The sequence below is a fragment of the Vibrio sp. KUL70 genome, assembly GCF_059725515.1.
Genome location: NZ_AP045835.1, coordinates 134681 through 148509 on the forward strand (window position 1 = coordinate 134681; position 13829 = coordinate 148509).

At 46.3% G+C, this 13829-nt stretch carries 9 protein-coding genes; 2 read left to right on the top strand and 7 right to left on the bottom strand.

Features of this window, described 5'->3' with window-relative positions:
* Window positions 1-21: 21 nt before the first annotated feature.
* The 4 genes from AC6I7V_RS14735 to AC6I7V_RS14750 are packed head-to-tail and all read right to left on the bottom strand — an operon-like array spanning window position 22 to window position 3193.
* Entirely contained in the window at window positions 22-504 is a 483-nt protein-coding gene (locus AC6I7V_RS14735) for an ATP-binding protein (RefSeq protein ID WP_255232693.1), read from the bottom strand.
* Between the two features lie 15 nt (window positions 505-519).
* Window positions 520-1644: a nucleotidyltransferase family protein gene (locus AC6I7V_RS14740; RefSeq protein WP_255232692.1), complete on the bottom strand. Its 1125-nt coding sequence runs from the start codon at window positions 1642-1644 to the stop codon at window positions 520-522.
* 11 nt (window positions 1645-1655) lie between these two features.
* Window positions 1656-1988 (bottom strand): STAS domain-containing protein, encoded by a 333-nt coding sequence (locus AC6I7V_RS14745; protein WP_032552446.1) that lies wholly within the window; start codon window positions 1986-1988, stop codon window positions 1656-1658.
* Complete coding sequence (locus AC6I7V_RS14750; protein ID WP_255232691.1) at window positions 1940-3193, bottom strand: PP2C family protein-serine/threonine phosphatase; 1254 nt, start codon at window positions 3191-3193, stop codon at window positions 1940-1942. The genes AC6I7V_RS14745 and AC6I7V_RS14750 overlap by 49 nt, the downstream gene beginning before the upstream one ends.
* A 190-nt stretch (window positions 3194-3383) precedes the next feature.
* On the opposite strand from AC6I7V_RS14750, the gene AC6I7V_RS14755 reads away from it, so the two are divergent.
* Window positions 3384-4382 carry a hypothetical protein gene (locus AC6I7V_RS14755; protein ID WP_255232690.1) on the top strand — a complete coding sequence of 333 codons (999 nt, stop codon included), beginning with the start codon at window positions 3384-3386 and terminating at the stop codon, window positions 4380-4382.
* A gap of 217 nt (window positions 4383-4599) precedes the next feature.
* A complete protein-coding gene (locus tag AC6I7V_RS14760) occupies window positions 4600-9354 on the top strand; it encodes a beta strand repeat-containing protein (protein WP_498012096.1) in 4755 nt (1584 codons plus the stop codon).
* Window positions 9355-9674: 320 nt separating this feature from the next.
* Here AC6I7V_RS14760 and AC6I7V_RS14765 read toward each other — a convergent pair whose 3' ends face one another.
* From AC6I7V_RS14765 to AC6I7V_RS14775, 3 genes are all read right to left on the bottom strand, one after another.
* Window positions 9675-10436 carry a hypothetical protein gene (locus AC6I7V_RS14765; RefSeq protein WP_498012097.1) on the bottom strand — a complete coding sequence of 254 codons (762 nt, stop codon included), beginning with the start codon at window positions 10434-10436 and terminating at the stop codon, window positions 9675-9677.
* A gap of 264 nt (window positions 10437-10700) precedes the next feature.
* On the bottom strand, window positions 10701-12014 hold the full coding sequence (locus AC6I7V_RS14770; protein WP_498012098.1) for an HlyD family type I secretion periplasmic adaptor subunit: 1314 nt from the start codon (window positions 12012-12014) through the stop codon (window positions 10701-10703).
* Between the two features lie 8 nt (window positions 12015-12022).
* Window positions 12023-13729, bottom strand: a complete 1707-nt coding sequence (locus AC6I7V_RS14775; protein WP_498012099.1) for a type I secretion system permease/ATPase — start codon at window positions 13727-13729, stop codon at window positions 12023-12025.
* Window positions 13730-13829: the final 100 nt, after the last annotated feature.

Genomic DNA, 13829 nt, shown 5'->3' on the forward strand with positions numbered 1-13829 from the left:
CCAGCTCTTATTTGACTTTTATCAGGGGGGAGACACATTCTCAATGAGGTCACTTTCCTCTAGCTCTTTGGTCATCATGAAGCAGTTTTCTCCATCTTCTACGCGTAGCTTGACGTCATCCATCAAAGCAGAAACGATCATGAATCCTCTTCCGGATGTTGTCCAAGTCGTGTCGTCATCCGGGTCCATATCAACAAATTCATTGGATAGTGCCTTTTCCAGTTGCGTTTGTGTCATAGACTCACCTCTATCGATGATGTCGATACAGATGGTCTTTGTTTCTGAGTCTTCATTGAGATTGCACTTTACTTTGACAGGCTTGCCTTCTTGTTCGCTATACGCGTGTATGTAAGTGTTGTTCACCATCTCAACCACACACAACTCCAGTTGAGTGGCCAACACGGGAGAAATGCCTATACCAGACCAATAATCGTTGAGTTCTATTGCGACTTGACGTGAAGTCTCTAAAGAGCTTTTGTACGCTTGTTCGAATACGTCTAACATCGGCACACTCCTCTGCTACATACCATTCAACATGTCTGATACACGATTGTGCGCAGCATGAGAACGAAGATTGCACCAGTCCAAGTCATGATTCTGCACACCATCATGACCAATGCAGTACTGACCAAAAATGGTTTGATGCTTTATATGACAATTTTCCTTGATATGGATGTTGTCGAAGATAAGTGACTCTTCGACCACAGCTTTTTCATCCAATTGACAATTAGCCCCAATAAGCGCAGGACCGATCACTTTGGCATTCGGATCGACTTTGCATCCGCTACCTATTACAACGGGAGGCTGAAGATTACAGTTATTCAGGTCAACAACCGTATTGATCCCGACCCACACCCCAGCTTTAACTTGAGTTCCGGGAATGCGGTAGCCCGGTACTTTGCCTTCTAATATATCTTTGGTCACACTCCAGATATCGGTGATATTACCTACGTCAAGCCACTGGAAGTTCATTTCAACCGCGTAAAACGGGACGTGCTTCTCCACCAACATTGGGAACAACTCACTACCAATGTCGTATTCGCCCTCTTTCGGAATGTAGTCAAAGATCGCAGGCTCAAAGATGTAGATACCTGTGTTGATTTGCGTAGAGAGTGCTTCTTCTTTTGATGGTTTTTCTTGGAAACTAGTGACCAGCCCTTTTTCGTCCGCAACGACAACGCCGTATTTTTCAACGTCATCTAGAATGACACTTTTGGTAATAATAGTAGCGATGCCGCCATTCTTTTTATGCTTACGAACGGCTTCTGTCAGATCCAAATCAATCCAAGCATCACCACAAACCACCACAAAAGTTTCATCAAAGAAGCCTGAAAACTGTTGAATTTTCTGCATCCCACCAGCTGAACCGAGCGCTTTGCTTTGATACTTACCATCAACGCATTCACCCTCATAAGAGTAAGAGAGCTGAACGTCGAAATGATGCCCATCGCCGAAATACCCTTCGATCACTTCAGCTAAGTGACTAGTGTTAATCACAATCTTATTGATATTGTGTTGCGAAAAGAGCTCAATCATCGATTCCATTACCGGCTTACCCAGAATTGGAATCATTGGCTTAGGCAGCGATTGAGTGATTGGCTTCACTCGTGTACCTTTCCCTGCCGCTAAGATCATTCCCTTCATATCGATCCCCTTTACACAGCGGTTGCGAGTGCTTCATCGACACTGGTATAAGTCTTGATCAACCTATCCATACGCGTAAGTTTAAACAGGTCTTGAACTGGCTTTTGAGCGTTAGCAACGGCAATTTTCTTGTCGCGAAGCATCTTGTACACGCCCATTACTGCACCTAAGCCACTGCTATCCATAAACTTAACGTTGCTAATATCTAGCACAACGTTTGGTAATAGCTCAGGCGTAAGTGTCTCCAAAACTTCTCTAAACTGAGGGGCTAATTTGGCGTCAAATCGCTCTTCATTTACTTGAAGAACTGTGCTGTTGCCTTGTTGACTAATTTCATATCGCATTGAGCTTCTCCTTCTTGAGGACCTTTCCATTCCGCCACTAGAACACTGACGTCGTCATCAAAACAATCTGACTTCGTCCAGTCTCTAACACTGTTTACTAGTAATTCGGTTTGCTGTTGAATCGGGTATTGATTCAGTTGTTCGATCGCATTACGCAGGCCTTCTTCGGAGTATTGCTCGTCTCCGTTATCCGCTTCTGTAATACCATCTGAGTAAAACCAGATTTTATCGCCTGGTTCGAGTTGAATTTGCGCAGCTTGATATTCGACATCGTCAAAGGCGCCAACAACGAAGTTATCGTGACCAATCAGTTCTGCATTTCCTTGATTGCCGTGACACCATACCAAAGGTGGATGACCCGCACAGCAGTACGACATCAGACCTGTCTTAACATTGAGCACGGCATAAATCATTGTGAAATAAAGGATATTGGCATCACTACTCATGTACATTTCATTGAGTTTAGAAACCACATCTGCAGGCTCGCACACCGTTGATGTATCGCCATCGTTTTTCAGAACCACAGAGGAGCTACCGTTTTGAACGGATAAGCTGGTTTGCACCGAGAAAGACATCAGTGCCGAAGAGACGCCATGACCAGCGACATCAAACAGGTAGAAAGCAACGTGATCGGTGTCTAGCTGCATGTAGCCCAACATATCACCACCCACTTGAGCACTTGGGAGCGAGATGTAGCTCAACTCTACACAGCTAAAATGTTTTGTTTTGGGTAAGATTTGACGAATGAGTTCACTTGCGGAATCAAGATCTCGCTTAATCGTTTCGTACGCTTGATCCAATTTAGTGTTTTTATCAACGACCTCGTTATGAAGTGCTAGAGTGCGAAACCCAGCGCGAATACGCGCGTCAAGTTCGTCGATTGAAGTTTTCTTATCAATGAAACCATCGGCACCTGCGTCAATACCACTGATAATGGACGCTTCATCACCTTTAGAAGAGAGAAGAACAAAGAAGATGTAACGATGGTAGTTTTTGGATTTAAGCTCATTGCAAAGATCTACCCCGCTCATTCCTGGCATCATCCAGTCGCTAAGTACAAATTGAATGTCGGCGTTATCTGCTAACATCTGCAACGCTATCTCACCGCTAGTTGCAGTGTGTATCTGATAACCGCGCTTTTTTAAAACCGAACTCATATAAACCAATATGGTTCGGTTATCATCAACAAGCAGAATATCCTTCATTCTTTTCCCTAAGTCTTTCTGACGTTTCAATCACACTTCTGCCAATTTTGTTTTTGGCTTTTGTTCACGTGCTTTATTACTTTAGGTTAGACTCAACTCATTGCTTTGCAAATTGTTTCTTATATTTTTGTTGTACTTAAGTTAACGTTGTGCGGTATGTAACACAATTACACGGAGTGAATTGTTAATAATGACAGTAATTATTCAGCGCAGAATACTTATCGCTATCGCTCTATTGCCAAATAGCACATGGGCAGACAGCTTTCTGGCAAATACCGCTCCCCATGCGCCTCCCCCAGAAGAGCGTGCGACGCTTTCAAGTAGCAGCAATAACCTCTCTGCATCTAAAGGACCAACCGATGATGAGATAGACGAGATTTGGAAAGGCGTATCCAGTTCATTCACCTTCCCTTTTCAAGAGTGGGAAGACAGAGAACTGTTTGATGGGTTAAGTGGCAATGTGGGTTATCACCAACCATTGGCTGAAACCGAATCAGCGAATATTCCAGCGGGCAGTACTCAAGGACCTACCAATCTCAATCAGACGTTAACTCTCTCCTTAAAATACGCGATTGCTGGCGCTTGGTTTGTCTCTGGTACGGTTTACCACTATTTAGACAGTGATCAACAGCAGGCATGGAATCCAGATTTTACCTACGTATTCGGATACAGCGATTGGCGACCTTATACTCTGAGCTTGGTCTACTCGAACTATGGCGGGAACCGATTTAATCCCGACCCTGGGCAGAATCGGACGGAATTCAAACAAGGCACTTGGTCGCTTGGTTGGAAATTCCCTATCAAGTCACCTTTCGTCGATCTGTTCAGGTTTACTGACGATGGAGCTATAGGCTGTCAAATTGACTATAACTTTACGCCTGAGTATTTCAATCTTGCGACCACCGAATACAAAAACAACCATCAAACCTTGAGCTTAGGTTGTAAATATTCGATTTGGGGTAACTGGTATGTCAATGGTACGGCGTTTTACTATTTTGACAAACAGCAACAACAGCCTTGGAACCCAGACTACACCTACGGTTTTGGTTACTTTGACTGGCGACCGGGCACCATCACTTTGCAATATAACAATTATTCTGGGAATCGATGGAACTCTTCTGACAGAGGTGAAGGAACAGGACGCTTCAAAGATGGCTCAATCACCCTAGCATACAGTTTCGCTTTCTAAATTATTCTACCTATTAGTTGTTGATTTCATTCATTTTGAGAATCTTTGTGGCAAAGATCTTCAAGCCGTCTAATCTTAAGTTACAACTCAAATTATGCAACTGGCACCATAAATGCAATTAGCAATATGAGATTCAAATAAACGCGCTAAATGCAAGACCAGATTATTTGAACCGTAACGTCCAAACACATCATCTTATACGGCTAGGAGAAGGCTCATGGAAGGAACAAAACACGACGATCTTATTGTTGGTACAGAGCAAGATGACGCGGTAAACAGCCGCTCTGGTAATGATGAGATAAGCACGCTTGCAGGTGATGACTTTGTCACTGCAGGAGAAGGTAGCGACAACATCTCAACGGGCAGCGGTAATGATACTGTTTTAGGCGATGTTGAATATGCCCTCGAAGAGAACGATGACACGCCAGCGAGTGGCGACGACTCGTGGGGTGAATCGTATACCGCTTATGAGTTTGTTGCTGAAACCAACGAGCAACAAGCTTCTCATACCGTAAGATTAGATAACTTTGCAGTCAATCAGGCAGTAAACACCTCTACCACAGTTGGCGGTCTCGCCGCTAACAGCACTGTGACGGTTCAGCTCACCGATGAAAATGGCACCATTATCGCTTCTCAAATTGCAACGGTAGACGCTAACGGGAATATTGCTGTCGATATTGATATCCCTGAGTCCTCTATTGGTGACAACGGCGAAGTCACCTTTAGCTTCTTGAACGAAAGCAGCGAACCTATCTCTACCATCGACGACATGAACGTGGCCGTTCGTAACATCTACGACGATACCATTGACGGCGGCAGTGGCGATGACATTTTGAAAGGCCAACAAGGTAATGACACCATCTATGGTGGCGAAGGGAATGACTTCCTCGATGGTGACATCAATGATGATACTTTATATGGCGAAGAAGGTGACGACGTTTTAGTTGGCGGTAATGGAGACGACTACCTAGATGGTGGGACAGGTAACGATACCCTACTCGGCTCTGACGGTGACGACACTATTCACGGTGGTGCCGGTGACGACCTGCTGATGGGTGAGTTAGGTGACGATACGATTCATGGCGGTGACGGGCACGATACTCTGATCGGTAATGACGGGCAAGATGCGCTTTATGGTGGCGAAGGTAACGACAAGCTCTTCGGTGGTAAAGGCGACGATGTTCTTGAAGGAAACCAAGGCAACGATGAAATTCATGGTGAAGAAGGAGACGATGTCATCGCTGGCGGCGAAGGTGACGACTTCGTACTTGGTGGTGCAGGTGCTGACCAAATCTCGGGCGACGCAGGTAACGACCTTCTACTAGGTGGCGATGGCGACGACACCATCACAGGCGGTGAGGGTCACGATACCTTAGTGGGTGAATACGGTGATGACACCATGAGTGGCGGAGCGGGACACGACACGCTCTATGGTGATATCGGTGATGACACATTAACGGGTGGCGCTGGTAACGACCAACTCTTCGGTGGTGAAGGCGACGACGTGATTGATGGTGGCGAAGGTGACGACATTATCCATGGTAACGAAGGTGTTGATACCATCACAACTGGTCTTGGTGACGACCAAGTTTATGCCGGCTCTGGGGATGACATCATTGATACCGGGGAAGGCGCTGACACGGTATTTGGTGAAACGGGGCACAACCAAATTACGTCTGGTGCTGGCGACGATACTGTCTACACAGATTTCGGTGACGATACCATTGATACTGGCGAAGGTCATGACACCATTTTCGCGGGCGACGGTGACAACACGGTCGATTCGGGCGCTGATCACGACTCTGTATACTCAGGCAGTGGCGCAGATAATATCGACCTTGGCGAAGGCCACGACAAAGCGTTCACTGGTGCAGGACAAGATACCATCGTCGCGGGCGCGGGTAACGACCAAGTTTATGCAGGTGGAGACGACGATGTTATCCAAGGTGTATCCGGCAACAACCAACTCTTTGGTGAAGAAGGCAATGACACCATTACTGCAGGTTTGAATGCCAGCGAACTCTATGGTGGTGGCGGTGAAGATACACTCACTGGCTCTACTGAGAACGACCGTCTTTACGGTGGTAGCGGTGATGACTCAATTCAAGCTGGTGAAGGTGACGATTTCATTGAAGGTAACCAAGGTAGCGATGCAATCTACGCAGGCGCCGGTAATGACACAGTGCTAGGTGGCGCTAACGATGATGTGATTCACGGTGGTACAGGTAGCGATACCCTAATTGGTGATGACGGCGACGATATCATCAAAGGTGAAGAAGGCGACGACATTCTAGTTGGTGGTACGGGTAACGACCAGCTCGACGGTGGTACTGGTCGTAGTGAAATCTACGGTGAAAGCGGTGATGATGTGCTAGTCAGTGCAGACCAAGATGACCTGCTCTCTGGTGGTTCAGGTAACGATACCATCTCGTCTGGCGCTGGTCATGACACCGTTTATGCTGGTTCAGGTACCGATAACATTACAACTGGAGAAGGTAATGACACCGTATATGGTGAGTCTGGGTCAAATACCATTGCAACAGGCTTAGGTGACGATACTGTCTACGGTGGTATCAACTCAGACAATATCGATACTGGTGAAGGTGCTGACCAAATATACGCAGGTGACGGTTCGGATACTATCGACGCTGGCGCAGGGAACGACCACATTGACGCAGGTAGTGGTGACGACCTACTTAAAGGTGGAGACGGTGACGACGCACTATTTGGTGGTGCAGGTAACGATGAACTTATTGGTGGAGACGGTTATGACCTTCTTGCCGGCGGCGAAGGTGACGACATAATTCGCGATGACGGCCAAGACACGCTACTCGGTGAACAAGGTAACGACACACTCATTGCTGCAGCGACAGGTAGCCACAACATTTTCGGTGGCGAAGGTGATGATACGCTTATCGGTAGTGAACAAGCGGACACCCTATACGGTGGCGCCGATAGCGATACGATTACAGGCGCTGGCGGAGACGATATTCTTTATGCCGGTAGCGGTAACGACTCCATTGATGCAGGAACCGGTGATGACACCGTGTACGGCGAAGATGGCGCAAACAAAATCACACTCGGTGAGGGTGACGACACACTTTATGGTGGTGCAGGAGCTGACACAGCAACCGGTGGTTTGGGTGATGACATTCTTTCTGGTGCAGCGGGCAATGACAATCTGTCCGGCAATGAGGGTGAAGACTTAATTGATGCAGGCGAAGGTCACGATACCATATCTGGTGGCGATGACAACGACCTTATTTTCGGTGGCGCTGGCAATGATAACTTGTCAGGTGATGCTGGAGATGACCAACTCTACTCAGGTGCAGGCGACGATACCCTATCTGGTGGTTTAGGCGATGATAAACTCATTGCAGAAGGCGGCAGCAATACCCTATCAGGCGACGAAGGCGACGATACCTTACTCGGTGGTTCGGGTGCCGATACCCTGTTAGGTGGTGACGGTAACGACTATATTGAAGATACTTCAGACAACAACATTGTCGATGGTGGTGATGGTGATGACAATATCCAACTGACTGGTGCGAGTAACACGGTTACTGGCGGTGCAGGTGCTGATGTTATCAGCTCTACCGGCGGTGGAGTAAATGACATTTCCGGTGACGATGGTAACGACACAATCACAGTGGCAGGCAGCGCCAACACAATTGCTGGTGGCGAAGGCAACGACACGATTACCGCCAGTGGCGGCACTAACAATATTAGCGGCGGTGAAGGTAATGACAATATCACCGCAAGCGGCGAAACCAATACCATCACAGGTGGTGAAGGTAACGATACCATCAGAGTAAACTCAGGTAACAATACTGTTTCTGGTGATGAAGGTAACGATTCAATCACCACTGGTAGCGGTTCAGACAGCCTTTACGGTGGTATTGGTGCAGACACCCTATCCTCTGGCGCGGGCAACGATCGTCTATTTGGTGGTGCCGATGACGACAAACTTTACTCAGGTGATGGAGACGATACACTCGAAGGTGGCGACGGCAATGACATCATGTACGGTCAAAATGACCAAGATACTTTAGATGGCGGCGCAGGTAACGATTACCTATCTGGCGGTTCTGGCGATGATACTCTCGTAGGTGGTACAGGCAACGATACCCTAAGAGGTGATTCAGGCGAAGACACGCTGTGGGGCGGTTCTGGAGACGATAACCTAGGTGGTGGTGGCTCCGCCGATACGCTATTTGGTGAAGACGGCGACGACACATTATCAGGTAATGGAGGCAACGATATGTTATATGGTGCAAGCGGTGACGACAAACTGTCTGGCGGCTCTGGTGACGACTATGTGTCGGGTGGCGAAGGCAACGATACCCTAAGTGGCAATAATGACTCAGATACCCTAGATGGCGGCGAAGGCGACGATAAACTGTCTGGTGACTCTGGTAATGACACTCTATTCGGACAAGTCGGAAACGACATTCTAGATGGTGGTGAAGGTATCGACCAACTCTATGGTGGTGCGGGTAACGACCAACTTATCTTTGACTCAAGTGAACTTGAGTCTGGTCAAGCGGGAGTCGTTCACTTTAGCGGTGGTTCAGACTTCGATGTACTGGTTGTAGGCGGCGACAATCCAAGTCAAATGATCGATATGACGAACAATACATTCCAAGAGATTGAGGGTGTAAAGATCAGCTCAAGTGACACAGAACTTGCCTTGGCTCTGGATAAGATTGCAGCCAATAACACTGCTGGTGAAACTGCGGGGCAATTTGTATGTACTGGTGCAAGCAGTATCGATGTTTCCGGTTGGGGTTGGCAACTTACTGAGAGCCACCTAGAAATGAGTGATACTCTTCAAGACATCTATCGTGAAAGTAACATCGACACAGGTTCGCTATACGGCTATCGCTTTGAGAGTGAAGCAGGACAAGAGGTGGTTATCTGGAGTGACTTGAATAGCGGAGACATCCACTTCCCAGATTCAGAAGACGTATAACACTCTTCATTAAGCTAACTCACCAACAAGCGGCTCATTATGAGCCGCTTTCTATTCTAAGATTACTAAGCCAAAACCATTAATTTACTTCCCTAGCCCGTTGGCTCCCGATCCGTTACTTAACCAATCCCCTGTCAAATAACTGATTACATTAAATAGCTAACCCACGCAGTTAAACCTAGCTATCAAGTCACCTCAGTTGCTAGCATAGGGTTTGAATCCACCACCAATCCTTTTCGACTCCCACGAAAAAAATGGACTCATGTGAGTCCATTTCAAAAGCTATATTGTTCCTAGATATCTTACGGAACTGATTTCGATTACCCCTCGATACACAATTCTCGGGTTTTGCGGGTTATCTGTGCATCATTTGAAATCACAAAAAAGTAGTAATCTGAGTTAAGTTCATTTTGTTGAATGTAAGTACGCATATGGTTGAGCATACTTTTCGCTTCTCCATAACGCTCTAAATACTCAGGATCACACTTATTAACCAGATCTAAGTCCACACGCAGATTTGAGAATTTAGTCATGATTTCATCGACACGTTTCTCTGTTTCTGCCCGTTGAGCCTGCGTTGAATACTCACCCTCTAACTCTGTTCGTTGAGCCTCTAGCGCTTTTTGACTCTGTTGCTCAAGTGCGACCTTCTCTTTGGCTAATTGCTCATTCATTGCAAGTTTGGCCCTTTTGACTGAATCTTTCTCTGAGAGATATCGAGAACGGTAAGTACGAGCTGTTTTATTGGCCTTAGCTAATGCGATATTGGAAGCTGCTAGCTTCTCGGTGAGTTCATCTATTTCTTGCGACATTTCCACCAATTTTAAATCTGCTGCTGCCACTTGTTTTTCATGCGTATCATCATCCATCTGTTTAAGGTAGGTCATTGAAGCTATTTGATCCGTGAGCTCCGCAATCACCTCATTCAGAGCCTCAATATCCGCCTCTTTTTCCGATACTTTTTCTGCTATCAAAGTATCGATTCGCGATTCAACATTGGCATTTTTATAGCCAAAGTAGCCTGCTGCAGCGGTCGACGTTATGGCTACGGCAGTCATCAACACAATAGTTCCTTTACTCACAGTAGCCTCCTTAAATCACCTGTTTGTAACACTTTTGCTCACACTTAGGACAGATATAGGATTGACGATCAATCCGCTGAGAACAGTGCGGGCATGTTCCCTGCTTTCGATCACTGCTCATCAATAACAGAATCAAACCAATTGGGCCTAATACATAGCCTAAAAGCACACCAGCTACTAAGTTGTTCTTTTTGAATCCAACGTACGTGCTCAATATAAAAAAGCATAAATAGAAGCCCAGCCAAAACACCATTGATTCGTGCATTACGCCTCCCTCATCGCTTTTGCCATACCACTGGTGAGTGGGCCTATTAGGTAATCCCAAAGCGTGCGCTCCTCAACCAAGATCAAGACCTCGGTGAGCATTCCAGGATAGAGCTCAATTCGGTTTTCAGCTTGCAAGGATTGAAGATCTTCCCGATCAAACCGGATTTTAACCAGATAACCTTGGTCTTTTTCATCCGCATCGCCACCTTTGACCACTCGGTCGGCAGACACATGAATCACCTCGCCCAATACTGGCGGTACTTGCCTTGCACTGTATGCGGTGAGGCGTATTCTTGCATCTTGGCCCGAGCGGACAATATCTATGTCTCTAGGCGGTACAATAGCTTCAACAATCAACTCATCGCTGTCTGGCACGATCTCCATTAGCACTTGTCCCGGGCGCACCACGCCACCAACACTTGAGATGTTCAAACCGACAACACGTCCTTTAAATTCACTGCGAATCTGGATACGTGAACGCACATCTTCCAAGGTATTCATTACCTGTTTGACGTCTCGTACCTCGTCATTAACCGATTTAAGTTGTTGGGCATAATCGCGTTTTAAATCTAACAGCTGACTTTTGTAACTTTGTTCTAGTGTTTCGAGTTCTCGCTTTGTGACATCGATAGTGACATTAATCTCAGCTAACTCCCCTTCTATTTGCGCGAGATGACGACGAAGCTCTAACATACGAGTTTTAGATACGTAACCTTTAGCAACTAAGCCCTTGGTCATATCGATCTCTTGTTTAATCAAATCACGCTGTGAAGCCACTGCTTTTTTCTGAAACTGATTACCCTGAATCTTTTCCTTATAAAGAGTCGACTTTTGGTTGTACAAAGAGTCAATCAACTGCTTTCTCAACAACCCTTGTTCGAACTGCACTCGCTCACTGTTCACAATAGGCATAACAATCAACGAATCTTGCCCTTCATTAATTAAACCATCAGGCCATTTCAGCTCTTCCGACTCATTGAGAAGTGCCTCAAGGCGTGCCTTTTGCGCCACCAGCGAGAAATTGCGGTAAAGGTAACGTTTATAATCGGATTCGGACTTGGCATCAGAGAGTTCTAGCAGAACTTGACCAACCTCCACCTGCTGACCATCTTGCACTAGCACCTCTTTCACCCAGCCACCTTGTAAATGCTGGATCTGCTTTCGCTTACTTTCAACAACCAAGTTCCCGTGCGCGACAGAAGCCGAGCTCAAAGGCATGGTCATAGACCAAAACAGAAAGCCTCCGACCGTCACCAATAAAATCGCAGAGCCAAGAGTGATCAATTTGCGTGTACTAAATTCACGTTCCATAACGGCCCCTACCCTCTACGTTGCTCTTTAACTTGGTCGATATTGTTGGTGTTGATGGTGTCACCATCTCTCAGCCCCAAGAACTGTTCACACGTTCCTGCTTTCTCAACGCGTCCTTCTTTGAGGCTGATTACCCAATCCATTTGACGTAAAAAGCCAGGGCGATGGGAGATCATGACTACCGTTATGCGGTTCTCTTTGCAGTGTTGAAGAACAATCGCCAGCGCCGTTTCACCTTCAGGGTCGAGATTGGAATTAGGTTCATCAAGAACCAGCACTTTAGGATTCGAATAGATCGCACGCGCAAGGCCGATACGTTGTTTCTGACCGCCAGAAAGCAAAATCCCACCCTCACCGATATAGGTGTCATACCCATCAGGCAACGCCATGATCAACTCATGTATACAAGCGAGCTTCGCTGCAGAGACGACTTCTTCATCATTGCATTCAGAGAATCGAGAGATGTTCTGCTTTACGGTTCCTGCAAGCAACCCGACATGCTGAGGAAGATAACCAATGTATTGACCAAATTGGTTTTGGTCCCACTTTTCAACGGTTGCACCATCAATCTTGATCTCACCAACGCTTGGTTTATGTATGCCCATCAACAGGCTCGCCAACGATGATTTACCAGAGCCAGAATTACCCATAACCGCGAGTGCATGTCCCGCCCCCAACTTAAAGTTGATACCCTGTAAGGTTGGTGATTTTGCACCCGGAAACTTTAGCGAGACATTGTTAAATTGAATCTCGCCTCGTGGTTGAGGAAGCAGAGTTTTAACCGATGGATTGGTTAATGAAGCGCATTTTTTGAGACGGCTCCATGATTGATATGCGCTGTACCAAGATTTCCACCCACTGACGGCACTTTCAAATGGACTCAACACACGACCAATTAGTATGGAACTAGCGATAACAGCACCTAACCCTATTTGCTGTTGCAACGCCAAATAAACACCGAGTGTTAACACCACAACTTGTAGTAAGGTTCTGAAATAACGACTTACAGCCAGCAGTAAGCCAACTCGTGCGTTAACCAACCACTGTAGGCTGAGAACTTTGTGATTCTTCTCTTCCCACACTTTACCAATGTTCTGACTCATACCCATCGCCTTAAGAGTTGGCGCGTTACGTAAAAAGTCATTGAGTTCCATTGCAACTTTACCCGTCTCTTCTTGAGCGACCCCACTCACCTTGCGCCCACCTAACATCATCACCACAGTGAGCAGAGAAAAAACCACCGCCCCAGTCACAGCAACTATGCCAATATACGGATGAAGGAAAAACAGCAATAACAAAAACAGTGGAGTAAAAGGGAGATCAAGAATTGAAGACGTGGATGGCGATGCTAAAAAATTACGCAGCGTACTCAAATCATGAAGCGGTTGCTTATCAATACTGTTGGTTTGAGAAGAAGTAGAGATACTTAGATCCAACAACTGTCCACTGAGCTGCGTGTCTAGCTTGAGCGCAGACCGTTGCATTAGCAAGGTTCGGATATATTCAAGTGCAGATTGGGAAGTGACCAAAAACAGCGTTATGCCGAGCAGAGCAAACAAGGTTGCGATACTTGCACTGCTCATTACTCTATCGAACAGTTGTAAACTGTAGACTGGTACTGCCAACACCAGAAGATTAATGCCCATACTAAAGCCAACGGCAGCCCAAGCCTCTCTTTTCACACTATGAAAAGGGCTCAGTTTTAAATCATCCATATTAAGCCAACTCACTCGGTTGCATATTATTATAAAGTGAGTATAGACAACAATTGACTTGTTTCAGAAGATGGATGAATTAATTTTTGATTATCTCTTT